Below are 25,417 nucleotides of genomic sequence, written 5' to 3'. Positions count from 1 at the left end.
CCCTAGATACTCAAACTTTTCTGCTTATAAGAAGTTAAGCTTGGTAAACTGAGCTGTACGAAATTAAACGAGGAGTTTTCAAAATGCTTCTGTAGTACAATTAGATTACATTATAGGATTTTCTAAAAAAGGAAATACTGGTATTGAAGATATATTAATACAAAAAAAATCATTAAATACATCAAATAGAATTTTTACAATTCTTTTATTTTTAAATATTCAAGAAAAAAATCCGCTGGATAATAAGATAAGTATTCTTCATTGGTTATTAACCTTTCATAACCTTTTAATTTTTTGCCAATAGGTTTTACTGTAAATTTTTTATTGTTAGCAAATACTAAAGCATTATAAACAAATTCTGAGCAATACAACCCCAAATTGGTTTTAGGGTCAAAATCAAAATGAATCTTTTCTTTTTCAAGTTTTTTTATATACTCTTTCAATCTTTCATATTCTTCTTTACTAATTGGCAATGACCAAATTCTATTATCTTTATTATTTGGTGAAGACCAAAAGAAATCTATTCTTTCTTTAATTAAAGAAGACCCAAAACCATTTATACTATCATAGCTAACATTGTAAACATACGCATCTATATCTTTGCTAAAAGTGATACCAATATGTGAAATGTCGTTAGGAGTTGAATTGTATTTTAAAACTAAATTACCCTCTTTACTTTTTGAGTTTCGTGATACAATATATAAATGCCCATCATAATTAGTACGATCACAACTTAATAACATAAGAGTTAGTAAAAAGAATGCAGCTATTTTGACTAAATAAATTTTCATAATTGTGTATAAAACGAATTCTAAATATTATGTTCCAGTAATTAAATGTAATCTGTATTTTTAAATAGCGTGAGTTTGAATTATGAAAGCTGTTTTAGTTTCATAATTCAAACTCACGCTATCTAAAATTGGGTTATGCTATTTATACAAACCAATCCCTTATTTATTGTCTGGATCTGTATAGGTATAAGCTGTTGAGCTTGCAGTCACTCCTGTAGCTATGGTCCCCGCCATTGTACCGCCAACATCTGCAGCACCTACTATTAACCATTGCCACCATTTTCTCTTCTTTGCAAGTGAATTATCAGCTACTCTTACAGAGCCATAATAATTATACCAGTAACATGTTGAGTATCTCGCCGTAGAAATAGCAGATAAAATTGTTTTTCTCTCCTCTCTAGTGTAATCTTTATTTCCAAGAGCATTATTCTCGAATCTAATTAAATCCCTCTGAACTGTATCAAAATTAGGTTCTCTCTCCGAATATGCGCTATCAAACAGATAATCAATTAAAACTTTTAAATCATTTTTTGCACGTGATGACAATCTCAGGTCGTTTATAATGTTATGAAAATTATTTCCAAAATCATCAATTCCTCTCAATATATCTGATGGATCTACAGGGGTTTCCTCACCCTCAATACTTAAAAATCTAGGATTCTCATTTGCTAAACCTTCAACAATACTAACTATTTCATCTACCGACAATCTTTTTCCCGAATAGTTAAGAACAAATTCATTTAATATTTCATTATGTATTTCACCAACATAATTATAAGGGTTTTTCGAATCAGCTATTGTATTACAATATTCAGTAGCATTTTTAGAGCTATCAGAAATAGTTTTTAATTGATTTTCTTGTAAATCATTATTATTATCTTCTGCACAAGAAAACAGTAAAAAACCTAAAAGGAACGTTATTATAATTTTTGATTTGTGTAACATATTTATTATAATTTTAATTGTATTAATACTATAAACATTTAAAGACACTCATAGTGTATGTCCATTCTTCGCGAAAGAATTTTTATGATATAATTAGAAAAGAAAAGATTCTCTTTTAATAATTATGCTGTCCTGTGACCATAACTAGTATTTTGTTACCCAAAAAAATTATCTTTTTTTGATAAAAAACAGTAAAATACTGATTATCAATACTAAAAAAAGGAATGAAATAATCCCATAGAAGAGATTATTGGATGGAAATAATTTGGTTTCTGAATCACCAATTAATACAAATGTTGCCCAATAATGTGGAGAAGCGTCTGATAAAGAAGTAGAGTTTATATATTCAATTTTGGCATTATGCAAAGCTTTAGATTTAGTTTGCCCCTTATCTAAATTACTATAAAAGCTTTCCATTATTTGAGCTGTAGATTTATCATTAGCATTCCATAGAGATGAAATCACCGTATTAGTCCCTGCATAGAAAAATCCTCTAGCCAAACTCATAACACCTTCTCCTTTAGCTATTTTTCCTAAAGACGTATTACAAGCACTTAATACCACTAATTCTGCTTGATTTCTGGACGTATATAACTCATGATATTCTAGACTAGTATCATTAAATGCTATTTGAAGGTTATCCGAAAAATTAGCATGCGTAGCCAGGTGGATTATTTTATGATTCGTTGTTTTGGATAAAAAGTTTTGTTTAGATGCTTCCTTTTCTAGGTAACTATTTAAGGATATATAATTATCTATAGCATTAATTTCATTGATACTGTTGGTAATATCATCTAAATCACTATGTGCAAAAGTTACTGGAGCAAAGGCTACTAAATCCATAGATGGTTTTCTCTTTACGGTAGCATTATGCTGTAAAAAAGACATAGAATACCCATAACTTATTTCGTTGTCTTCTATAAGATATCGATTGGTATTCTTATCTACTACTAAGGATTCAAAAGGAATATATTGTAGAGTACCATCAGGAATTATAATAAGGTGTTTTTGATTCAAAGACGTTGAGATTTTGCCTTTTGGAATCAATAAAGTATATAATTCGGAAGCTATTTCCTGAAATCTTAATCTATCTTCTTCTGTCTCAAAAGGTTTAGATAATTGATTTCTGTATGTTCTGATTAGCTTTTCTACAGCTTTTAATTCGCTTATTCTTATTATTTCTGTTTTGGTATTAGAAACCAAAACAGCATACAATTCACTAAAAGAATCATCATCATCATCCCTATTACTAACATAAGATATGATAACACTGTCTTTATCTAAAGTTTCTTGAATTTTCTTTAAATCAATTATGCTAGTCGTTTCTTTCTCTTTGTAATAGTCTGGAAATGCTATTTGTAAAGAATCTTCTTGTTTCTGATATTCTTGTTTTAATTCAAAACGCTTATACTCTAACTTCTTAATACTATCTCTATTTTTCTGAGAAGAAATTAAATTTTCTAAATCTAGAATCTGTTTTTTAAGCTCATTTTCTTGTTCTAATATTTCACCTGGTAATTGCCATTTATCAGTATTCTTAAGGATATCTTCTGTTAAAAGTAATGCTTTCTTTTTTTCTGAAAAGTAAAAGGCTTTTTCTTCTTTATCAAGAATTTCACAAACCAGTATTCCTTTTAGATAAATTTCTGAAGCTTTTTTTCGCCAGTTTAATCTTGATTCTTCTTCCTTACTAACATCGAGTAAAATATCAACTAATTTATCTGCTGATAACAAATTAGAAAGCGCAAGTTCAATATGTTTACTATTATTTTCTTTCTCATATAATTTTATAAGAATAGTTGCTTTCTGGATCAAGGCTAATAAAACATAGTACTGATTATCCGAAATCATTAAATCATTCTGCCTAGGTAAAGCTGAGATATTCTGATCCAGACGAATACTCTCAATTAAAGATTTTTGAATATTAACAAGTGCATCGTGATACTCATTCTTATCTAAATAATAATTACTCAATTGATGGTATACAATAGACTTCTCTTCTCTTCTTCGAGAATATTTCAATCCATTATTCAAAAAGAAGAGAACGCTGTCTTTTTGTGTTTCATCTTTAGCATCTATATACAATCTTCCAAGGTTGGTATACGATGTACATATAAAAGTAGAATCATTATCCTGTATGGCTTTATTTAGGTTTCGATAGCTATAATACCTGGCTTTATGAAAATCTAATCTTTCTTCGGTAGAATAATAATTTGCATAGTCATTGTTCAAAGTACGATAATCGTTTAATGAATAATCTTGAACAAGAAGAAAAAGTTGATTAGTCTTATTCATCACTTCAAACATTTGGTCCAGACTCTTTTTAGTGTCTATCCCAAATAAAACATGATAATAATCTATATATTTTTTTATTAAAAGTTTCTTTTTATCAAATTTTTCTAAACCAGTAACCCCACGAGAATAGTAATCTTTTGATCTAAAAAAATCTCCTCTTTTATAATAATACTTTCCTAATTCGCAAAATGCCTTGGCGGTACTATACTCATCGGTATTAATATCAACTACTTCTTGATAACAAGTTATAGATTTTTCAAAATTCTTTACAAGGGAATAAAAAAGCCCTAAATTATATAGAGCTTTTGCATACATATTATTTCTTAAACTTAACTTTCGGTATACTGATATTTCGTATTCTACATAGTTAATTCCCTTTGTATATAAATCTTCTCGATAGAGTTTTCTAGAAAATTCATGAGCGATTTTAATACTATGTAAATACTGTTCTTTTTTCTCATAAAGGTCTATAATACTATCAACTTCTTTTTCAATACTAGAAATAGTGATGTCCTTACGATCCCATAAAGATTCGTAATATTCATACAGGTCCTGAGCATTTCCACTTATTGTTATGCACAAGAATCCTATCCATAGAAATTTATACGATTTCAATATTAATCTTACTTATAGTCTTTACAGTTAGCATTCAATGTCACTTTATCCATATCTTCTTTATCAGGATTGGTAAGTGGTGCAGGATCTTTTGCATAATAAATTTCAGCATTTACTACCCAAACTTCAACATCGTCATTATCCTTAATTTCACATTCTTCCCAACTTAACAGCAGCCCGGTGCGGATGTAATTGCCACGAACTTTTTCCTTATTATATTCCGAAGTCCCTTTTCTATATTCAATTAAAACTTCCATAGTTCTAACAGCACGTACCTGCTTCACATCTGTTTTTTTAGTAACATCATAAGGTATATCAGTATCATATGTACAACTTACTACAGACAAAAATGCACATATAATCAATACTATATTCAAAAAAAAACTTCTTTTCATCACTATAATTTTATAAATTAATTTACTTTCACCTTATCAGTTACCAAAACATCAATTTTGTTACCCAAACGAAGATAAAAAAATTATTTTCGCATAATAGATTCACAATTTTTTGATGACGGAAAAAACACAACACCTTACTAGTTTACTTAATAATGATTCTAAAGGAATCATGAACATCTATAACCTGGTATTTCCTAGAGTTAGAAAATTTATTATACAAAATAAAGGACAACAACAGGATGCCGAAGATATTTTTCAAAAGGCTTTGTTACAGATTACCGTTCGATACCGTAAAGAAAGATTCGAAATCAAAAGTAGTTTTGAAGCCTATTTATTTACCTCTTGTAAAAATTTATGGCGTAGAGAATTAAAAAAATTAAAAAACAGGGTAACAAATAGTGAAATTATTGAACTAGTACCTGCTGAGCGTAATCTCGCATTATCAATTCTAGAACAAAAAAGATGGGAATTGTTTACCGAAAAATTGAGTTTAATCTCAGATAATTGCAAAAAAATATTAACCCTATTTTTTAATAATACTTCTTATAAAGATATTGTAAAAACAATGGGTTATAATTCTGAAACCGTTGCCAGGCAGCGTGTTTTTAAATGTAAAGCAAAATTATCTGAAGTAATCAAAAACGATGAGCGTTATAATTCTCTAAAAAAACTATGAGTATAGATGAACATATATTAATTCAGGATTTTCTAAATAACAAACTCACAGAAAAAGAAAGAGATCTGGTTTTGTCAAGAATGGAAAGTGATAAAGATTTTCTTGAAAAAGTTAATTTTGAGAAACAACTCATTCTTAATTTAAATGATTCTGAATGGAGTATTAGTAGTAATATTCATCACCCTGAAATTGATGAGTATGAGAAAATACTTAGAAGTGAATCAACTCAGACACTAAAAGACACATTGTATGCTGTAAATTCTAAATATCAGCTAAAAGAAAATAAAAGAAACCGGTCTTGGATTCTATACACTGGTATCGCGGTTATTTTGGTTATCATTGGTCTTACTCTTTTTTCTCCTTTTAAAACTTCTCCTAATGAACTATACGCATATTATTTAGATTTATCAGAACTACCTTCTTTAGTAGACCGGGGCAATAGTGAACAAAAATTACTAATCAAAGCGCAAAAATTATTTGAAGCTAAAGAATATGAGCAATCATTGGGTATTTTAGAGAAGGAGTTTTCTACTGCTCAAGAGAATAGAGCAACCATATATCTTTATACTGGAATTTCTCAAATGGAACTAGGGCAATTCGATAAAGCAGAAATCAGTTTTAATACGTTAATAGAAAACAAATTTATAGACAGTCCTAAAGGACAATGGTATAAAGCTTTATTATTTCTCAAAAAGAATGACTTGTCAAAAGCAAAAAACATATTACTTCAAATCACAGAATCTTCAAGTAATTACAAATTTAAAGAAGCATCAGAACTTCTAAGTAAGCTATAAAAAAAAACTTATAATGAATTTTCATTATAAGTTTTTTTTAAGCGATAAACTAATCCCTTTTTTTGAGACCAATCGTATAATTTCTAACCGAGTACTTCGGCTACTTTTTTACCTATTTCTGCAGGAGAGTTTACTACATGAATTCCGCATTCTCTCATAATTTCTTTTTTTGCTGCTGCAGTATCTTCACTACCTCCAACAATAGCTCCGGCATGTCCCATGGTACGTCCAGCAGGGGCAGTTTCACCAGCAATAAAACCTACAACAGGCTTAGAGGTTCCACTTTCTTTTATCCATTTTGCAGCATCTGCTTCTAATTGACCTCCTATTTCACCAATCATAACCACACAGTCTGTTTCTGGATCATTGATCAATAATTCAACCGCTTCTTTTGTAGTGGTACCAATAATTGGATCACCACCTATTCCTATTGCAGTAGTTATTCCAAGTCCTTGTTTTACTACTTGATCTGCTGCTTCATATGTTAGTGTACCTGATTTTGATACAATACCAACATTACCTTTTTTAAATACAAACCCTGGCATAATACCAACTTTTGCTTCCCCCGGTGTAATTACTCCTGGGCAATTTGGACCAATAAGTCTACATCCTTTATCACTAATATAGTTTGATGCTGTAATCATATCCGCAACGGGAATACCTTCTGTAATTGTAATAATTACTTTTATTCCTGCATCTGCAGCTTCCATAATTGCATCTGCGGCGAAAGCTGGTGGTACAAAAATAATTGTAGTATCTGCATCTACTTCTCTAACTGCATCTTCAACGGTATTAAAAACTGGTTTATCCAAATGAGTTTGTCCTCCTTTTCCGGGAGTCACTCCTCCAACAACATTTGTTCCATACTCGATCATTTGACCTGCATGGAAAGTACCTTCACTACCTGTAAATCCTTGTACAATAATTTTTGAATCTTTATTAACTAAAACACTCATTGCGTTATGATTTTTTATTTTTTTAGAGCTCCAAAAGTAAGCTTTTGAAAATTATGGTTGAAATGAAAAACTAATTATTTTGAAATAAATGACATTATACTTTCTGGAGCATTATCTACTTGTTGACTTATTTGATATCCTTTATATAATTTATCATTCTTAAGTTCCCAAATTGTAATAAAATGAGCTATTGGATCTTCTTTATCTGGTGCTTCGATAGTTTGAACATAATATGTATATCGTATAGTCACTGTATTCCCTTCGGCTATAAGGTGACTAATTTCGCATCTCAAAGTTTCAAAAGACAGGGCCATTTCATTAAACATGCCCATAATATCATTAAAATCTTTCTTGTTGAACCCAAAACTGCTATTCCAATACAATTCAATTTCAGGATGTAAATATTCAGAAAAGGCTTCAGTATTATGAATAAGATCTGTTTCATAAAAAGACCGTACTATATCCTTAACTGTTTTCTCATTTTTTTTCAATTTATCTATCAAATCAGGAATTTGTCGTATTGCAGCAATCTCCTTGTATTTTTTTCTAAAATCATCTGCAGGAGTACCAAAATAACTCTTATTAGCTTCTAAAGATTTACTCACTCCTGATTGCGCAGAAATAATAGCTTTACTACCAATAGTAATAGCACTGGTAATACCAACTTGCCCCCAGATCGTTACTTCATCTTCAATAACAACACAACCAGAAATGCCTACTTGAGAAGCAATTAAACATTTTTTCCCTATTACAGTATCGTGGCCAACATGTACTTGGTTATCTATTTTGGTTCCTTCTTTTATAATAGTATCTCCGGTAACTCCTTTATCTATAGTACATGACGATCCCAAATCTACATTATCCTCTATGATCACACGACCTCCAGAAATTAATTTATCAAATCCATGAGGCCTTTTCTGATAATAAAAAGCATCTGTCCCCAAAACGGTACCTGCATGTATCGTAACATTATTACCAATAATAGTGTTATCATAAATGCTTACATTGGCATGAATAAGGCAATTATCACCAATATTTACATTATTCCCAACAAAACTACCAGGTTGTATAATTGTATTTTTACCTATTTTGGCTGTTTCTGAAATCAAAGAATCAGCTTTTTTAAATGGCCTAAAATATGTTGTAAGTATATTAAAATCTCTAAAAGGATCATCAGAGATTAGGAGTGCCTTACCTTCTGGGCATTCTACTTCTTTATTAATCAAAATTACTGTTGCTGCACTTTGCAATGCTTTATCGTAATATTTGGGATGATCAACAAAAACTATATCTCCTGGAGAAACTACATGTATTTCATTCATCCCTAAAATAGGGAAATTAGAGTCCCCTACATACTCTGACGATATAATAGTGGCTATTTGCTGTAAGGTATGCGCTTGCGGAAATTTCATTCTAAAAATTCGGAATATAAAATGTTATTCTTTTATTCTTTCTTTATACGTCCCTTTTTCTGTTTCGACCTTAATTTTATCTCCTTCATTAATAAAAAGAGGTACCATTACTTCTGCTCCCGTCTCTACGGTAGCTGGTTTAGTAGCATTGGTTGCCGTATTTCCTTTAACACCTGGCTCTGTACCTGTTACTTCAAGAATAACACTGGCAGGCATTTCTACAGAAAGAGGCATTTGGTCTTCAGAATTGATAATAACAGTTACCACTTCTCCTTCTTTTAATAATCCAGGAGCATCCAAAGTGGATTTCTCTAATGTGATTTGATTATAATCCTCGGTATTCATAAAATGAAAAGTATCTCCCTCTGCATATAAGTACTGAAACTTGTGTGTCTCTACTCGCACATCATCTATCTTATGTCCTGCAGAAAATGTATTATCAATTACTTTTCCAGTAGTTACACTTTTTAGTTTTGTACGTACAAATGCAGGTCCTTTACCAGGTTTCACATGTAAAAATTCAATAACTTTAAAGATGTCGTGATTGTATTTGATACACAATCCATTTCTGATATCACTAGTACTTGCCATTATTCCTTAATTTCTTATGATTATTATCTATTATCGAATTATTTAATTAGAGAAATATCCTTTCATAATTCCTCTCTGAGAATTTTTAATAAATTCTAAAACCTCATCTCGTTCTGGAGTTGCTTCCATTTCGGCTTCAATAATCGCTACTGCTTGAGTATTATTATAATTCTGTTGGTATAATATTCGATAAATATTCTGTACTTCTCTTATTTTTTCTGTTGTAAATCCTCTTCGGCGTAAACCTATAGAATTAATACCTACATATGATAAAGGTTCTCTGGCAGCCTTAACAAATGGAGGGACATCTTTACGAACCAATGATCCTCCTGTTACAAATGCATGATTACCTATACTGCAAAACTGCTGTACCGCAGCCATACCAGCCAAAACAACATAATCACCAACATTGATATGACCTGCTAGTGTGCTGTTATTAGAAAAAATACAGTTGTCACCAACAATACAATCGTGGGCTATATGGCAATATGCCATGATCCAACAATTTTTTCCTATTTTGGTTTTCATTCTATCGGTCGTCCCTCTATTGATTGTAACACACTCTCGAATCGTAGTATTATCTCCAATTTCGGTTATGGTATCTTCATCATTAAATTTTTTATCCTGAGGAGTAGCAGAAATAACAGCTCCTGGAAAAATACTACAGTTTTTTCCTATGCGTGCTCCTTCCATAATAGTAACATTAGAACCTATCCAGGTTCCTTCTCCTATCACCACATTATTATGTATGGTTGTAAAAGGTTCTATTACAACATTTTTTGCAATTTTTGCTCCTGGATGAACGTATGCTAATGGTTGATTCATCTATTTTATTGATTATTTTGATTTTACAATTTGCGCCATAAGTTCTGCTTCGGTAACTAATTTGCCATTAGCATAGGCAAAAGCCTGCATATGACAAATACCACGACGAATGGGTGTGATAAGTTCTAATTTAAATATCAAGGTATCGCCTGGTAATACTTGCTGTTTGAATTTTACTTTATCTATTTTCATAAAATAGGTAAGGTAATTTTCTGGATCAGGTACAGTACTCAATGCTAAAATACCACCTGTCTGAGCCATCGCTTCAATCTGAAGTACTCCTGGCATTACTGGTGCACCCGGAAAATGTCCTACAAAAAATGGTTCATTCATAGTTACATTTTTAAGGCCGACCACATGTTTATCAGACATTTCTAAAATCCTGTCTATTAACAAGAAAGGAGGTCTATGCGGAAGCATACCCATTATCTTATTAATATCCATTAAAGGTTCTTTGGAAAGATCAAATTGAGGAACTTTATTACGTTTTTCAATTTTTATAATCTTCGAAAGCTTTTTAGCAAACTGAGTATTCACATAATGCCCAGGCTTATTAGCAATGATTTTTCCTCTAATCCTTGTTCCTATCAATGCTATATCTCCTATAACATCCAATAGTTTATGGCGTGCAGCTTCGTTTGGGTAATGTAATGTCAAATTATCCAAAATACCATTAGGCTTTATAGCAATAGATTCTTTTCCAAATGCTACTTTAAGTTTTTCCATAGTACTTGGACTTAATTCTTTATCCACATACACGATAGCATTATTTAAGTCTCCTCCTTTAATCAAACCATGTTCTAGCAGCATTTCTAATTCATGTAGAAAACTAAAGGTTCTAGCATCTGCAATTTCTTTTTTAAAATCCGACAGACGCTTTAAAGAAGCATTTTGAGTCCCTAAAACTTTGGTCCCAAAATCAACCATTGTAGTCACCTGATATTCATCAGATGGCATTACAATAATCTCACTACCAGACTCTTCGTCAATATAAGATATTACATCTTTTACGATATATTCTTCTCTTTCTGATTCTTGTTCTACAATACCAGCTTGCTCCAGAGCTTCAATAAAAAACTTACTAGAACCATCCATAATTGGAGGTTCTGATGCGTCTAATTCTATCAAAAGATTATCAATCTCTAATCCTACACAAGCTGCAAGGACGTGTTCTGATGTCTGAATACTGACTCCGTTTTTCTCTAAATTTGTCCCTCGTTGTGTATTTACAACATAATTAGCATCAGCTTCAATAATAGGATTGCCTTCAAGATCGATTCTGCAAAATGCATAACCATGATTCTCGGGTGCCGGTTTAAAAGTTAAATTCACTTCTTTTCCGGTATGTAGGCCTACACCTGTAAGCTTTATCTCCTTTTTAATGGTTCTTTGTTTTCCTACGACAATATCACTCATTATTGTTTATCTTTTTCTCTAGTTTGTATATTCTATCCTCTAATTTGGGAAGATTTTTAAAATGTACATAAGATTTATTAAAGTCAGAATATCCTAAAGCAGGGGAACCCTGAATAGCTTCTCCGTCTTTTATATTTCTTCCTATACCTGATTGCGCCTGAATTTTCACATTATTACCTATAACAAGGTGTCCCGCAATACCTACTTGCCCACCAATCAAGCAATGTTTACCTATTTTGGTAGATCCTGCAATTCCTGTCTGAGCAGCAATTGCTGTATGTTCTCCTATTTCTACATTATGAGCAATTTGTATTTGATTGTCTAGTTTTACTCCTGTACGTATGATTGTAGATCCAAGTGTAGCTCTATCAATCGTTGTACCCGCTCCTACATCAACATTGTTTTCTATTACAACATTACCTGTTTGGGGTACTTTACTATATTCTCCTTTTTCATTGGGTGTAAATCCAAAACCATCGGCTCCTACTATAGCTCCGCTATGAATTACACAATCATTTCCGATTATAGTCTCTGAATATATTTTTGCTCCGGCAAAAACAATTACATTATCCCCTATAGTTACATTGTCTCCTATATATACATTAGGAAAAATCTTGGCGTTTTCACCAATTTTAACATTGTCTCCTATATATGAAAATGCTCCAAAATAAATACTTTCTCCAAAAGATGCTGTTTCAGAAATAAAACTCGGTTGTTCTATTCCTGCTTTATTCATCTTTACCATATTATAGTACTCCAGTAGTTGGGAAAAAGCTTTATATGCATCATCTACCCTAATAAGAGTTGTTTTAATTTCGGACTCTGCCTCAAAGTTTTTATCTACAATAGTTATTGATGCATTAGTAGAATAAATATATTGGGTATATTTAGGATTTGACAAAAAGGTTAATGAACCTTTAGTTCCTTCTTCAATTTTAGCTAGTTTAGATACTTCGACGGTTTCATCCCCTTCGATTTCCCCGTTCAAAATACCCGCAATTTGTGTGGCTGTAAAAATCATTCTAGCAAAAGTATAAAAAATGTGTTAATGTTTGTACTTTGGATAGCACATAAAATATTTGGTTACTGGTTTTGATAGGGCTTCAAGATTAAACTCATCTGTAGCTTTAACTACATCTACAATTTTTCTTGACTTATATAAAATATTTATATTCTGCTTGTTAAGGTGGTAAGCCTGGTTAGAAATAGTCCCTTCAAAAATAAAATAACGAGCTTCTTCATCAGAAATTTTATATTGTTTCTTAAATTTTTCGATATGATTTTCTTTTTTATGATTCTGAAAAGGCTTCTTTTTAATTTTTATTTTCAAAAGATCCCTATCAATAATCATCGAAGACAACGTGCTTAAAACAAAATCTTCTGAACGTGACCATTCTTTCATTGCCGAAATAATATCATAATCATCTAATCTAGAAAATGTTTCCAAAACTTCGGAAGTGAAGTTTTCTGCTGTTATCTTATTTTTGAGAAAAAACGTTAGTGCTTCACTTGCTTTTAGTGTCACCCCAGTATCTGCCAATTCTTTAGCTCTTTTTAATACTCTAATCAATAAATTCTCTGCTACTAAGCTTGTTTTATGAAGATATACCTGCCAATACATTAAACGCCTAGCTAGTAAAAACTTCTCAACAGAATAAATTCCCTTTTCCTCTACTACTAATTCATCATTAACAACAGTAAGCATGGTAATCAAACGCTCACTATTAATATTTCCTTCGGCTACACCGGTATAAAAACTATCCCGTTTCAAATAGTCCAAACGATCCATATCCAGTTGGCTCGAAATCAACTGGTGTAAAAAATTACGATGGTATTCTCCCTTAAAAATCTGAATTGCCAGCGTTAAACTACCGTTAAATTCTTCATTAATCTTCTCCATAAACATGAGGGAAATAGATTCATGATTCACCTCATTTACAATACTATGTTCCATCGCATGAGAAAAAGGACCATGACCAATATCATGTAATAAAATTGCTGCACAAAGGGCTTCCTCCTCTTCTTCAGAAATGGTAACTCCTTTAAAACTAAGAACTCTCACAGCTTTTCGCATAAGATGCATACATCCTAAAGCATGGTGAAATCTAGTATGATGTGCTCCCGGGTATACCAAATATGAGAGCCCCATCTGAGATATACGACGTAACCTCTGAAAATACTTATGTTCGATCAGATCAAAAATTAGTTCATTCGGTATCGTAATAAAACCGTAAATTGGGTCGTTTAATATTTTAAGCTTATTTCTTTTTTTCAAGTTCATCTTGCATTTACGGGAGCAAATATACATATATGCTAGGCATATAAAACATTTCAAAATGAAATTAAATTATTAAAGTTTTCTTAGTAAAGTGAACAAATAGGCTAAATATTAAGTTTATAAACAAAAAAAATAAAATTTGATGAGTAAAATAAAGATACTTTGGGTAGATGATGAGATTGATTTGCTTAAGCCACATATATTATTTTTGGAACAGAAAAACTATGACGTAACCAAGTGTCAAAGTGGTACTGAAGCATTAGATATAATAGACGATAATAATTTTGACATCATTTTTTTGGATGAAAACATGCCTGGACTTTCTGGGATAGAAACATTATCAGAAATTAAGGAAAAAGAAGATAGTATTCCTGTAGTAATGATTACCAAAAGTGAAGAGGAATATATCATGGAAGAGGCAATTGGTAGTAAGATTGCTGATTATCTAATCAAGCCCGTTAATCCAAATCAAATACTTCTAAGTTTAAAGAAAAACCTGGATAACTCTCGTTTAGTTTCAGAAAAAACTACAGCGAATTACCAGCAGGAGTTTAGAAAGATAGCTATGGATATGGCTATGGTAAATTCATACGAGGAGTGGTCTGATTTATATCAAAGACTAATTTACTGGGAACTACAACTAGAGAATATTGAAGATACCGGGATGTTCGAAATTTTAGAATCACAAAAAGTAGAAGCCAATTCGCAATTCTGCAAATTTATCGATAAAAATTATCCCGATTGGTTTGATAAAAAAAATGAGGCACCAATAATGTCTCACACTTTGTTTAGAGAAAAAGTAGTACCCGAAATTAGTAAAAATCAACCTACTCTTTTGGTAGTGATTGATAATCTACGATATGACCAATGGAAAGCTTTTGAACCTACGATAAATAACTATTATAAAAAGGAGCAGGAAATTTCGTATTGCAGCATTTTACCAACAGCAACTCAATATGCCAGAAATTCAATTTTTTCTGGTCTTATGCCCTCTGAAATGAAAAAAATGCATCCTGATCTCTGGTTAGATGATACAGATGAAGGAGGAAAAAATATGCATGAGAATGATTTTCTAACTGCACAATTAAAACGATTGGGCATGGATATCAAACATGAATATTATAAAATCACTAATGAAAGATCGGGAAAAACTTTAGCTGCAAATTTCAAAGGATTAAAAGATAATGATTTAACAGTCGTAGTATATAATTTTGTGGATATGCTTTCGCATAGCAAGACAGAAATGGAAGTTATTAAAGAACTTGCTTCAAACGATAAATCGTATAGATCTTTGACTCAAAGTTGGTTTAGAAATTCTCCTTTACTGGAAATGATACAGCAAGCGCAGCAACTAGGATTTAAATTACTGATAACCACAGATCATGGTACAATAAATGTAAAAAACCCATCTAAGGTAATAGGTGATAAAAACACAAGCCTTAACCTACGATACAAGACAGGAAAAAGTCTTACCTATGAAAGAAAGGAAGTTTTGGAAGCTACAAACCCAAAAGAAGTACATTTGCCATCAATAAATATGAGCAGTTCTTTTATTTTTGCAAAAGGAGATTATTTCTTTGCATATCCCAATAACTATAATCATTATGTTGGTTATTATAGAAATACATATCAACATGGTGGAGTATCTTTAGAAGAAATGATCATTCCTTTTATAGTATTAAATCCAAGATAATTTCAAGATTTTTGTAGTATTCTGGATTTAGAATATCGAATTATTAAAATGACAATAGAATATACCTTGCAGGACCTTCCTGATGTGGCAGAAAAAATAATCTCAAATGCAGCGAGTAAAATAATTCTCTTTGATGGTGAGATGGGAGTTGGTAAAACTACTTTAATAAAAGAAATATGTAAACATCTGGGGGTAAAAGATATTATCTCCAGTCCTACCTATTCTTTGGTCAATGAATATGAAAGTAATAAAGGATTAGTATATCATTTCGATTTCTACAGAATAAAAGAAGAAGAAGAAGCGTATCAAATAGGGTTTGAAGAATATTTGGATTCTGATGCATGGATATTTATAGAATGGCCACAAAAAGTTTCTAGCTTATTGCCAGAAAACTGTGTTACTATTACTATCCATTTACTTGATGATAAAAAGCGTATTCTTTCGTTTTAGACGTATTGATTATTAAGTTTATACTATCAAATAAGCGATCCTATTTGTTTTCTTGGCATTTTTATTCGTAATTTGAGTTACAGAATTTCACGCAAATGAGTACACCAAAATCTCCTTTTACCAAAGAGCAGCTGCTACCGCAGGAAGAAATGATCGAAGTAGCCCGCAAAAAAGGAAAACTTTTTATTGGAATCCCAAAAGAAACCCATTATCAAGAAAAACGAGTATGTCTTACTCCAGATGCTGTGGCTGCACTAACAGCACATGGTCATCGAGTTTTATTAGAAACCAATGCTGGTATTGGAGCTAGTTTTACCGATAGAGATTATAGTGAAGCTGGTGCAGAAATCACTAATGATAAAAGAAAAGTTTTTGGATGTCCGATTATTTTAAAAGTAGAGCCGCCTTCTTTAGAGGAACTTGAGTTTATAAACCCACAAACCGTACTAATTTCTGCTCTACAGCTTAAAACACAGTCCAAAGAATATTTTCAGGGACTTGCTAAAAAAAGAATTACAGCACTTGGTTTTGAGTTTATTAGAGATATCGATGGTGCCTATCCTGCTGTAAGAGCACTTAGCGAGATTGCAGGAACAGCAGCAGTACTCATTGCTTCAGAATTAATGAGTAGTGTCACAACTATGGGGTCAGGATTAATGATGGGTAATATTAGTGGTGTACCTCCTGTAGAAGTCGTTATTCTTGGCGCAGGTACTGTTGGCGAGTTTGCTGCACGTTCGGCTATTGGGTTAGGTGCAAATGTAAAGGTCTTTGACAACTCTATTACCAAACTTCGTTGTATACAAACTAATGTAGGCAGGCCATTATACACATCTACTATTCAACCAAAAAATCTATTAAAAGCTTTACGCCGTTGTGATGTGGTAATTGGAGCTATAAGAGGAAAAAACCGTGCTCCGATTATAGTTACAGAAACAATGGTAGAAGCTATGAAACAGGGAGCAGTAATCATTGATGTAAGCATAGATATGGGCGGATGTTTTGAAACAAGTGAAGTTACTTCTCACGACCACCCTACTTTTGAAAAACATGGAGTTATACATTATTGCGTACCCAACATCCCTTCTCGATATGCCAGAACATCTTCATTATCGATAAGCAATATCTTTACACCTTATTTATTACAAATTGGTGATGAAGGAGGAATAGAAAATGCCGTACGCTTTGATCGAGGACTTAAGAATGGGTTATATTTTTATCATGGAATTTTGACCAGCAAACCTATTGCTGATTGGTTTGATCTTTCTTATAGAGATATAAACCTATTAATTTTATAGCATTTATGTTCTAATTTTTTTACAGTAAACTTTGCAACTCATAAGAGTATAATTCTTTAAAACTTTACTTACTTTTGGCATCATAATATTGCATTCTGTTTATGAAATTAGCACAACGATTATTTTATTACTTAGGTGGATTTGCCATCGGTCTTATTCTTTTATTTTTCTTTTTGGGCGGAAAAAAAGCTTCTTGTGATTATGGTCCCTCGGCCAGGGTTCTTAAAAACATCAGAATAAAGAAAAAAACTTTTTCTGAACAAGCATCAGACAACATGCTGAAATACCAAATAGACACTGCAGATATTGCATTATTATTAACAAATGGAGATGTAAGTTTTTCTAAAAGTAATACCAAACTAGATTCCTGCAAAATCTATTTCATTGAAGGTTCTGTTAAAGAAAAAAATATTAGCATGCTTATTGAAAATTGTGATTCTATTGCCAGAGTTAATGTGTTGGATATTATTCAATAATTTAACTATACTTACTTATTCTTATCGGAAGTTCTACGCAAATTACCGTACCAATACCATAGTTAGAATCTATTTTTATAAGTCCATTATTATCTGATATTCTTTGTTTTATACTTCTTAATCCAACTCCCGAATTGTTTTTTTTAGTATTAAAACCTCTACCATTATCTTCAACTATCATATTCACTATATTACTTTCTTCATGAATTGCAATATTTATGGATACTTCGGTCGCCTGGGCATGCTTATTTATATTAGTTATCAATTCTTGAATAATTCTATAAATTGTTAATTGTAGACTTTCTGATATACTATTTAGTTTTTTCTCAGGATGAATATAATATTTATACTCTATATCTTTACTGGTAGAAAAACCAACTAGTTCTTTCATTAAATCTGTAAAATACAAGTGATTAATATTTTTTGGCATTAAGTCATGAGAAATGGATCGAATTTCATTGTAAGTAGAATCTACACTAGTAATTATGGGCTCTAACTCTGAAGGCAACCTATTCTTTATACGATTCAATCGCATCTTGATAGCAGCTAAACTCCCTCCAATGCCATCATGTAAGTCTTTTGAAATTCTTTCTCGTTCTTCATTTTGACCATCAACATACGCCTTGATTTTTTGCAACTTATGTGTATCTAATAAATTGCTAACCTTTTCCTCGTTTAGCTCTTTCTGATTCGTATATAATAGTTTTTGACTCTTCAAACGTTGTATATACATATATAATATCATACTTAATAGCATGACCAATACTATAGCAATAACGATATGTGTTCTTTGAGTAAGCACCAACTCTTTTTGACGTGCTATTTCTAATTCTTTTTTTGAAGTTTCATATTTAGCCTCTATTTCAAATATTTTTTGATTACGGTTAAAATTATATAAACTATCAATTGCATTACGATATCTAACGATGTATCGCCTAACCTTTTTAATATCGGATTGCAAAGCATATACAAGTATCATATTATTTGCAACTGTAGAAAGTGCCTGATAATTACCAGTCTCCTTAGCCAATTCTTCAGCTTTTTTTAAATAAACTAATTCCTTTTCATAATCTTTTTCTTTATGATATATCACAGATAGATTAATCAGAACCATGCTATATAAATTTATATAGCCGAATTCTTTAGTCAATTTACTTGCTTCAATTAGATATTCTTTAGACTCCTCAATCTTTTTTAATTTGTAATGCATCGCTCCTAGATTGATTAAAATCTTACAAATATTATTGTTGTCTTTTAGTTCCTTATACAACTCTAAGCTTTTTAAAAGATTAGCTTTTCCGTTATAATAATCCTTATTACTATATTGAATCAATCCCAAAGAGTTATATGCAGCTGCCAGTAAATGATCTAATTCTGTTTCTTCGATGATAAGCTGTAGATAATGCTTTGCTTTATCAAAACTCGCTAGTTCTCTATGTACCTCAGAAAGTTTATAATACAATTCATGTTTTTGTTTTGGATTTGGATTATCTTCTATTTTCTGTAGTGCTTCAAAAATTAACTCTACAACTTTTTCCTGATCTCCGCGTATACTATTTAATTGGCTCATTCTTATTACTGAAAAAGCAAACAAAGTATCACTATCAACGGTTCTACTTATATCAAGAGCTTTGTCATAAAACACAACTGCAGAATCTGACTTCGCTAAATTCTCATAAGCGGTGGCTAGTTTTACATAACTACTAACCATGTAGGTATTATTTTTAGATTTCACACTATAGTCTACCATCCCTCGAGCATGTAGTAATGCTTTATCAGATGACTCGTTCTCAATACTATCAAATTGCCTCTCAAGAGTTTTGAAATAATCCTGCTGACTATACAGATGGAACGTTGAAAGAATAAAAACTAGGGTAAGAATATTGTTATGAATGCAATTCATTACACAAAAATAAAGTTAGGTTTATTCACATTGTAGTTACACTCATAAAAAGAAATAAATGAGTTAGGTGGTAATATACTAATTGTTTAGATATAAAATTGATCTCCAAAAGGAATTCGGACAAAAATATCCGAAAAAAGATCACTTTTTACAGAACTACATTCATATTTGGAATAAAAAATTAAAACTGAGTAACTGTAATTTACAATAAAGAAAAGCCTAAATATTCTCCTCTTTTCTTCAAAAATGTGGTTGCTCGACTTCGAATCTTTTATTCAAAAAAAAGCAACACATATCTTTATTCTTTAACTGAGTTTTGTGAAGAAACCAAGTTTCATGGTATACACCCAATATCTTTTTCCTAATCGTTCAATTTCTTTTACTCTTTTAAATCCTTTTTTCTCATACATGATCCGAGCAGCATTCATAAACTCTGATGTATGAAGTGCAATGATTTTTTCTTCGCTCTTTTTTGCATACCTTATACAGAAATCAACTAGTTCTTTTCCTATTCCAAGACCTCGATATTTTGGATCAACACCCAAGAATCGTATATAGCACCAATCAGATTCGTACAATTCTGTTGGGTTTCCATTTGGAATGAAATAAATCATCCCAGCTATACCCGAATCTATTTCACAAATAAAAATTTTACTAATTTCTATAAGATTTAATACATTTTCTTCGCTTTCTAAAATAGCACTCAATATGTTCCAGTTCTCTGTACTTAATACATTTGAAAACTCTGCATATGAAATTTTCCCTAATTGTCGTAATCCATCCAGGTCATTTATATCGGCTACTCTATACTTCAAATCTTTACTCATTAAGAATTATTTCAGTTTAGTTTTCATTGCCCAAAACTCAAAAGTTTCATCGCCAATAGTAAAGTTATGTTCTCCTGCAATTTGATAGCCTTTCTTTTTATAAAAAGCAACAGCTTGTTTTTTTAGTTTCAGATTAGATAACCATAGGTAATTGTGCTTACTATCAACAGCAGCTTGCACAATATACTGATGTAACTTCCCTCCTATACCTCTTGCCTCATATCCTTGTAATAAATATATACGCTGAAGCTTACAAATATTCTCTTCATCAATAAGTTCTGAAGGGGAATCTAATTTTAATTTGGCATATCCAATTGGTAATGAGTTATAAGTGTCAGTAACCAACCAATATAGATTTTCGGGTTTTGTCAAACTATTTTTGATTTTTTCAATAGAAAAAGCCCAATCCAAATAACTTATCAGGTTATTCTTATTATTAAAAAATTCTCCATAAGATTCATCAAAAGTTTTTCTTCCTAAAGACGAAATCTTTTCTGCATCCTCTATAGTTGCTCTTCTTATATCAATCGTCTTCATTTTTTATCATCTTTTCTTCAGTAAATTTATTTAAGTTACTATTTTAGAATCTCAATTATTTCTAATAGTGTAACTGTATGCATAAAAATCTTCATCCTTTACAAATCCAATCTTTTCATACAATCTTTGAGCTGTAGCATTATCTTTTCCTGTTCCTAAATCTACTCTTATAGCTCCAACTTGTTTTGCTAAATCAAAAGCTGAATTAATTAACCGTTCTGCAACTCCTTTTTTACGATACTCAGGTACCACAAATAAATCATTCAAAATCAATATTTCCCCCTGTGATACTGAACTAAATGAATAGTAATTTAATACGAAACCTGCAGGGTTTCTAGTATTATCATCTAAAGCTAAATAGACTGTTGCCTCTTTATTTTGAAGCCTTTCTTTTAGATAAGACCTGTACTTGTTTGTATCTGAAGGCTTCTTATAAAAAACCATATATTGATCAAATAATTGTGTCAAAACATCTAATTCTTCAACAGTAGTTTCAATAATTTTAATATTCATTTTTTGTAGTATGTTACTTAGATTTGTTCTTATCTTTTTCTCGGTTCTATGTTAGTAAACTCTTTCAAAATCTCTTTAAAAGCATTTTTATTAATTGGTTTGTATACTACTCTTGTACCTACAGGGTGTTTTTCAACGCAATTACCCGTTAGGCAATTTACCGGTCGAGTTGGTCTTTTTTCAAAACCACCTCCGCAATTAGGACATACATTATGCAGAACAGTATCCACACAACTAGTACAAAAGGTACATTCATAAGAACAAATCATTGCCTCATCACTATCATTAGGTAAAGCTTTATTACAATGCTCACAATTAGGTCTTATTTCTAACATATCCTTGTTTTTTTATGGTTTGTATTGCTTTAGCGCACTTTGTATTTGTTGCCCTTCAGTAGTTTCTGGATATAAAATATATTTTGGTGCTAGTATTCGCTTTACCTCTTTAACAACAATATTTGTGATTGTTGCGAATGGAAACTTACCACCCGTTATCTGTAACAAAGGGGTTTGGATAGAAGTATAATCTGGATCATCCTTTGCCACAATATTAGCCACTCCTTTTAACTGAAAACCTTTTTGAACAAAGACATCTATAAAACTAACACATACATTATTATTTTCTCTAATATTTTTAACGGTTTGTGGAGAAGCAATATTGGCAATAATAATATTAGTATTACTATAATACGTAAAAACTTCTTTGGGTGATACATTAGGAATATTATCCAATGAAGATGTAGCTAACCAGCATAAAACACTTTTATTAACATATTCTTTTATTTCGGTAGTAAGCATTTCTATTATTATTTATTATTCTTCACATAATTTAATACTGCTTTTGGCACTTCTATATTTTTTGGTAGATCATTATCAGAAATCGCATCAAAAGCTACTTGTTTAATAGGAACTACTCCAGCCCATATCGGTAAATCAAGATCACTAGGTTCATCATTTACTCCTTCTGCTCTTACTTTTGCTGAAGCCGTTTCTATACTAATTTCTAAAACTAAAGTTCCTTTAAATTCTTTTTCGTTTGGTTGCCTCACATTATCCCAATGACCAGGAACCATATGATTAAGTATGCATTCCAGAGCGTCCATTTTTTCTTGTGGATCTTCTACTTTTTTCACTTTACCAAATACATTCACCGATCTATAATTTGCAGAATGATGAAAAGCCGACCTTGCTAATACCAATCCATCAAGATGCGTTACTGATATACTAGCTTCTCCCGCATCCAACAAACTCAACATCATGCGGTTCTTTAGTGATCCATGCAAATAGAGCTTATCATCCTTTCTGGCGTATGCCATAGGAATCACAATAGCCTGATTTTTAAAAACATACCCAACATGACATAAAAATGCATCATCCAATATGGAATTAATAGTATTTACATCGTAATTTGCTCTTTTTGGACCACGAACTACTTTATTAAGTTCTGAAATTGAATATTCTACCATAATTTGTTTTATTTCTTACTCAAAAATAATAGTTTTATGGTGTGTTAAAGTAATCCAGTTTATAAATAATTAGTAGTCCAGTTTTGTTTCCATTTAAAAATAACATAATCCTTGTCAGAAATAGTAATCGCAATCTATACCTTCAATTATGTGATCAGATTATTGGATTCATAAAATCTGGAAAGCTACCGCCTTCTACAAAATTGCCAGGGTCTCGAAAACTAGCTAACGATCTTAACATTCATCGCAAAACAGTAATTTCGGCATATGAAGAACTTATCTCACAAGGATGGGTTGAGGCTATTCCAACAAAAGGTACCTTTGTTACCAGTTCTCTACCTGTAGTTAATCCTAAAAATTTTGTTCAACCAGCTCCAAAAAACAACAGAAAAGAGAAAAGCGGTTTCCCATTCCTGACTCGACCACATTTAATACGTAAAACTAAGAATAAAATCAATCAAAAAATGCTAGTTGTTGATGATGGATGTCCCGATCATAGATTAGCACCTATAGAGGAAATTGCAAAAATATATCGAAACATTACTAAAAAAAGTTACCATGAAGATTTACTTACCTATGGTTCTACATATGGAAATTTAGAACTTAGAAAAGCTTTGGTTACTTATCTTAATCAAACCAGAGGATTGCATATTACTATTGATAATATTTTAATTACTCGTGGAAGCCAGATGGGAATCTATTTAAATGGCCAATTACTACTTTCTGCAAAAAATAAGATTATTGTTGTTGGCAATACCAATTATATGACTGCTGATAATACATTTAGAGAGGCAGGTGCACATATAGAGCAAGTACCAGTAGATAACCAAGGATTGGACACCAATGCCATCGAAAAACTTTGTAAAACCAAACAAATTAGTGCTGTTTATGCTACTTCTCACCACCATCACCCAACTACCGTAACGCTTTCTGCAGAACGACGCATGCATTTATTGCAATTAGCTCAATATCATAATTTTGCAATTATCGAAGATGATTATGATTATGATTTTCATTATAGTAATGCTCCAATTTTACCCTTAGCCAGTAATGATGACCACGGAAATGTAATCTACATTGGAGGGTTCACCAAGATCATCGCCCCCTCTATTCGGATTGGATATTTAGTTGCTCCAAAAGATTTTGTTGACGAAGCTGCCAGGTTAAGACGGATTATCGATCGGCAAGGTGATGCTCTGCTAGAACAAACTCTGGCTCAAATGATTAGTACAGGAGATGTACAAAGACATTGTAACAAGGTTCTTAAAATTTATAAAACACGAAGAGATCTGTTTTGCTCTTTATTAAAAGAAAAATTAGATGATTATTTTGATTTTGAAATCCCTAAAGGCGGAATGGCGATATGGATAAAACTAAACAAAGCATACCATTGGGATACAATATGTGCTGAAGCCGAAAAACTAGACATGGAGCTTAACCCGGATTGGCGTCGCTATGATAATGATAACTCAAGACATAATGGAATTAGAATGGGATTTGCTTCATTAAATGAAGAAGAGATTCGCGAAGTCATTGAGCGATTGGTAACAATTTTTACATCAATTAATATCACATCCAATTCTAATTGATATGATAATCATCAATATATTCTTTTGGATATCGTTCATAAAGAATTTTAAGATGTTGATTTTTCAACCTCTTTATCTTTAAAGCCCTAAAAAAACTACTCAATATCCAAATCATATTTTGTCAACAACCCTATAAGTCCTGATGCACTAAATCTGGCTTTCTTTAGCTTATTGATTTCTGGATCAATTGTAAAGTTTTTAGAGGTTCTAAAATCAACTTTATCGGCAATAGTTCTTTCAAAAATTGCTCCTAATAAATTACAATTAGACAATATTGAACCAGTAAGGTTGGTATCTGTAAAATCTGCTTCTTTTAAGCTACAATCGTTAAACCTAGTATTTTTCATAGAAAAACCATAAAAAGATATATAATCAAGGTTGCAGTGATCAAATTTTACTTCAAATAGAAAATCATTGCATGTACCAAAATCTAATCCCAGCATTTTACAAGCTTCGAAAGTAACTTCCTGAAAAGAAGTCTCTTTCATCATTACAGTATTAAAATTACAGGTATCAAATCTACATTCTAAAAAAGTAACCACAGACATATCTGTCTTAGAAAAATTACAATTTATAAATATGCAATTATCATATTCTCTTGATGGTAATTTTTGATTAGAAAAATCCTGATTTTCAAAGGTTTGATCGATGACTGGATTACTCATAAAAATAGG

General features: G+C 31.5%; 26 protein-coding genes and 1 pseudogene. 7 read left to right on the top strand and 20 right to left on the bottom strand.

Annotation, left to right across the window (positions count from 1 at the left end; translation table 11 throughout):
• Nucleotides 1–194: 194 nt before the first annotated feature.
• From Z054_RS0106680 to Z054_RS0106665, 4 genes are all read right to left on the bottom strand, one after another.
• Nucleotides 195–791 carry a hypothetical protein gene (locus Z054_RS0106680; RefSeq protein WP_024769306.1) on the bottom strand — a complete coding sequence of 199 codons (597 nt, stop codon included), beginning with the start codon at nt 789–791 and terminating at the stop codon, nt 195–197.
• Between the two features lie 159 nt (nt 792–950).
• The gene (locus Z054_RS0106675) at nt 951–1,736 is read right to left on the bottom strand and encodes a hypothetical protein (protein ID WP_024769305.1); all 786 of its coding nucleotides are present in this window, start codon (nt 1,734–1,736) and stop codon (nt 951–953) included.
• Nucleotides 1,737–1,904: 168 nt separating this feature from the next.
• Nucleotides 1,905–4,646, bottom strand: coding sequence for a CHAT domain-containing protein (locus Z054_RS0106670; RefSeq protein WP_152538481.1), 2,742 nt, complete (start codon nt 4,644–4,646; stop codon nt 1,905–1,907).
• Between the two features lie 8 nt (nt 4,647–4,654).
• Complete coding sequence (locus Z054_RS0106665) at nt 4,655–5,041, bottom strand: hypothetical protein (RefSeq protein ID WP_035090789.1); 387 nt, start codon at nt 5,039–5,041, stop codon at nt 4,655–4,657.
• Nucleotides 5,042–5,156: 115 nt separating this feature from the next.
• Between Z054_RS0106665 and Z054_RS0106660 the strand changes: the two genes are divergently transcribed.
• Both Z054_RS0106660 and Z054_RS0106655 read left to right on the top strand, forming a co-directional pair.
• The gene (locus Z054_RS0106660) at nt 5,157–5,720 is read left to right on the top strand and encodes an RNA polymerase sigma factor (RefSeq protein ID WP_024769302.1); all 564 of its coding nucleotides are present in this window, start codon (nt 5,157–5,159) and stop codon (nt 5,718–5,720) included.
• Complete coding sequence (locus tag Z054_RS0106655; protein ID WP_024769301.1) at nt 5,717–6,514, top strand: tetratricopeptide repeat protein; 798 nt, start codon at nt 5,717–5,719, stop codon at nt 6,512–6,514. The genes Z054_RS0106660 and Z054_RS0106655 overlap by 4 nt, the downstream gene beginning before the upstream one ends.
• A gap of 83 nt (nt 6,515–6,597) precedes the next feature.
• Here Z054_RS0106655 and sucD read toward each other — a convergent pair whose 3' ends face one another.
• From sucD to Z054_RS0106620, 8 genes and pseudogenes are all read right to left on the bottom strand, one after another.
• Nucleotides 6,598–7,470: a succinate--CoA ligase subunit alpha gene (sucD, locus tag Z054_RS0106650; RefSeq protein WP_024769300.1), complete on the bottom strand. Its 873-nt coding sequence runs from the start codon at nt 7,468–7,470 to the stop codon at nt 6,598–6,600.
• A 74-nt stretch (nt 7,471–7,544) separates the two neighbouring features.
• The gene (locus tag Z054_RS32420; protein ID WP_241461395.1) at nt 7,545–7,961 is read right to left on the bottom strand and encodes a nuclear transport factor 2 family protein; all 417 of its coding nucleotides are present in this window, start codon (nt 7,959–7,961) and stop codon (nt 7,545–7,547) included.
• Nucleotides 7,944–8,882, bottom strand: a pseudogene (gene lpxD, locus Z054_RS27960) (UDP-3-O-(3-hydroxymyristoyl)glucosamine N-acyltransferase); the annotation flags it as partial. The gene Z054_RS32420 and the pseudogene lpxD (Z054_RS27960), both read right to left, overlap by 18 nt.
• Before the next feature lie 24 nt (nt 8,883–8,906).
• Nucleotides 8,907–9,473, bottom strand: a complete 567-nt coding sequence (gene efp / locus Z054_RS0106640; protein WP_024769298.1) for an elongation factor P — start codon at nt 9,471–9,473, stop codon at nt 8,907–8,909.
• Nucleotides 9,474–9,515: 42 nt separating this feature from the next.
• Entirely contained in the window at nt 9,516–10,298 is a 783-nt protein-coding gene (lpxA, locus tag Z054_RS0106635) for an acyl-ACP--UDP-N-acetylglucosamine O-acyltransferase (RefSeq protein WP_024769297.1), read from the bottom strand.
• 12 nt (nt 10,299–10,310) lie between these two features.
• Complete coding sequence (locus Z054_RS0106630; RefSeq protein WP_024769296.1) at nt 10,311–11,714, bottom strand: bifunctional UDP-3-O-[3-hydroxymyristoyl] N-acetylglucosamine deacetylase/3-hydroxyacyl-ACP dehydratase; 1,404 nt, start codon at nt 11,712–11,714, stop codon at nt 10,311–10,313.
• Nucleotides 11,707–12,735 carry a UDP-3-O-(3-hydroxymyristoyl)glucosamine N-acyltransferase gene (lpxD, locus tag Z054_RS0106625; protein ID WP_024769295.1) on the bottom strand — a complete coding sequence of 343 codons (1,029 nt, stop codon included), beginning with the start codon at nt 12,733–12,735 and terminating at the stop codon, nt 11,707–11,709. Before lpxD (Z054_RS0106625) ends, Z054_RS0106630 begins: the two co-directional genes overlap by 8 nt.
• Before the next feature lie 24 nt (nt 12,736–12,759).
• Nucleotides 12,760–13,989, bottom strand: a complete 1,230-nt coding sequence (locus Z054_RS0106620) for an HD domain-containing protein (protein ID WP_024769294.1) — start codon at nt 13,987–13,989, stop codon at nt 12,760–12,762.
• 145 nt (nt 13,990–14,134) lie between these two features.
• Between Z054_RS0106620 and porX the strand changes: the two genes are divergently transcribed.
• From porX to Z054_RS0106600, 4 genes are all read left to right on the top strand, one after another.
• Complete coding sequence (gene porX, locus Z054_RS0106615) at nt 14,135–15,685, top strand: T9SS response regulator signal transducer PorX (RefSeq protein WP_024769293.1); 1,551 nt, start codon at nt 14,135–14,137, stop codon at nt 15,683–15,685.
• Nucleotides 15,686–15,733: 48 nt separating this feature from the next.
• Nucleotides 15,734–16,135, top strand: a complete 402-nt coding sequence (gene tsaE / locus Z054_RS0106610) for a tRNA (adenosine(37)-N6)-threonylcarbamoyltransferase complex ATPase subunit type 1 TsaE (protein ID WP_024769292.1) — start codon at nt 15,734–15,736, stop codon at nt 16,133–16,135.
• 95 nt (nt 16,136–16,230) lie between these two features.
• Nucleotides 16,231–17,433 carry an alanine dehydrogenase gene (locus Z054_RS0106605; protein WP_024769291.1) on the top strand — a complete coding sequence of 401 codons (1,203 nt, stop codon included), beginning with the start codon at nt 16,231–16,233 and terminating at the stop codon, nt 17,431–17,433.
• Nucleotides 17,434–17,534: 101 nt separating this feature from the next.
• A complete protein-coding gene (locus Z054_RS0106600) occupies nt 17,535–17,909 on the top strand; it encodes a DUF4258 domain-containing protein (RefSeq protein ID WP_024769290.1) in 375 nt (124 codons plus the stop codon).
• Between the two features lies 1 nt (nt 17,910).
• Here the strand turns inward: Z054_RS0106600 and Z054_RS0106595 are convergent, their stop codons facing one another.
• The 7 genes from Z054_RS0106595 to Z054_RS0106565 all read right to left on the bottom strand — a co-directional run bounded on the left by Z054_RS0106595 (nt 17,911) and on the right by Z054_RS0106565 (nt 23,154).
• Nucleotides 17,911–19,812, bottom strand: coding sequence for a tetratricopeptide repeat-containing sensor histidine kinase (locus Z054_RS0106595; RefSeq protein WP_024769289.1), 1,902 nt, complete (start codon nt 19,810–19,812; stop codon nt 17,911–17,913).
• A 305-nt stretch (nt 19,813–20,117) separates the two neighbouring features.
• Complete coding sequence (locus tag Z054_RS0106590) at nt 20,118–20,639, bottom strand: GNAT family N-acetyltransferase (RefSeq protein ID WP_024769288.1); 522 nt, start codon at nt 20,637–20,639, stop codon at nt 20,118–20,120.
• A gap of 6 nt (nt 20,640–20,645) precedes the next feature.
• Nucleotides 20,646–21,176 carry a GNAT family N-acetyltransferase gene (locus Z054_RS0106585; RefSeq protein ID WP_024769287.1) on the bottom strand — a complete coding sequence of 177 codons (531 nt, stop codon included), beginning with the start codon at nt 21,174–21,176 and terminating at the stop codon, nt 20,646–20,648.
• A 51-nt stretch (nt 21,177–21,227) separates the two neighbouring features.
• Nucleotides 21,228–21,689 carry a GNAT family N-acetyltransferase gene (locus tag Z054_RS0106580; RefSeq protein WP_024769286.1) on the bottom strand — a complete coding sequence of 154 codons (462 nt, stop codon included), beginning with the start codon at nt 21,687–21,689 and terminating at the stop codon, nt 21,228–21,230.
• 29 nt (nt 21,690–21,718) lie between these two features.
• Nucleotides 21,719–22,024 carry a DUF1272 domain-containing protein gene (locus Z054_RS0106575; protein ID WP_024769285.1) on the bottom strand — a complete coding sequence of 102 codons (306 nt, stop codon included), beginning with the start codon at nt 22,022–22,024 and terminating at the stop codon, nt 21,719–21,721.
• 12 nt (nt 22,025–22,036) lie between these two features.
• Nucleotides 22,037–22,486 (bottom strand): pyridoxamine 5'-phosphate oxidase family protein, encoded by a 450-nt coding sequence (locus Z054_RS0106570; RefSeq protein ID WP_024769284.1) that lies wholly within the window; start codon nt 22,484–22,486, stop codon nt 22,037–22,039.
• An 8-nt stretch (nt 22,487–22,494) separates the two neighbouring features.
• A complete protein-coding gene (locus Z054_RS0106565; RefSeq protein ID WP_024769283.1) occupies nt 22,495–23,154 on the bottom strand; it encodes a pyridoxamine 5'-phosphate oxidase family protein in 660 nt (219 codons plus the stop codon).
• Between the two features lie 83 nt (nt 23,155–23,237).
• On the opposite strand from Z054_RS0106565, the gene pdxR reads away from it, so the two are divergent.
• Entirely contained in the window at nt 23,238–24,743 is a 1,506-nt protein-coding gene (gene pdxR / locus Z054_RS0106560) for a MocR-like pyridoxine biosynthesis transcription factor PdxR (protein WP_024769282.1), read from the top strand.
• Nucleotides 24,744–24,838: 95 nt separating this feature from the next.
• On the opposite strand, the gene Z054_RS0106555 is transcribed toward pdxR, so the two are convergent.
• Nucleotides 24,839–25,408 (bottom strand): pentapeptide repeat-containing protein, encoded by a 570-nt coding sequence (locus tag Z054_RS0106555; RefSeq protein WP_024769281.1) that lies wholly within the window; start codon nt 25,406–25,408, stop codon nt 24,839–24,841.
• Between the last annotated feature and the right edge of the window lie 9 nt (nt 25,409–25,417).

Source organism: Aquimarina macrocephali JAMB N27 (genome assembly GCF_000520995.1).
Taxonomy (GTDB): Bacteria; Bacteroidota; Bacteroidia; order Flavobacteriales; family Flavobacteriaceae; genus Aquimarina; species Aquimarina macrocephali.
Note: the sequence above shows the minus strand (reverse complement) of the source record. Positions and strands in the feature narration are given on the sequence as shown.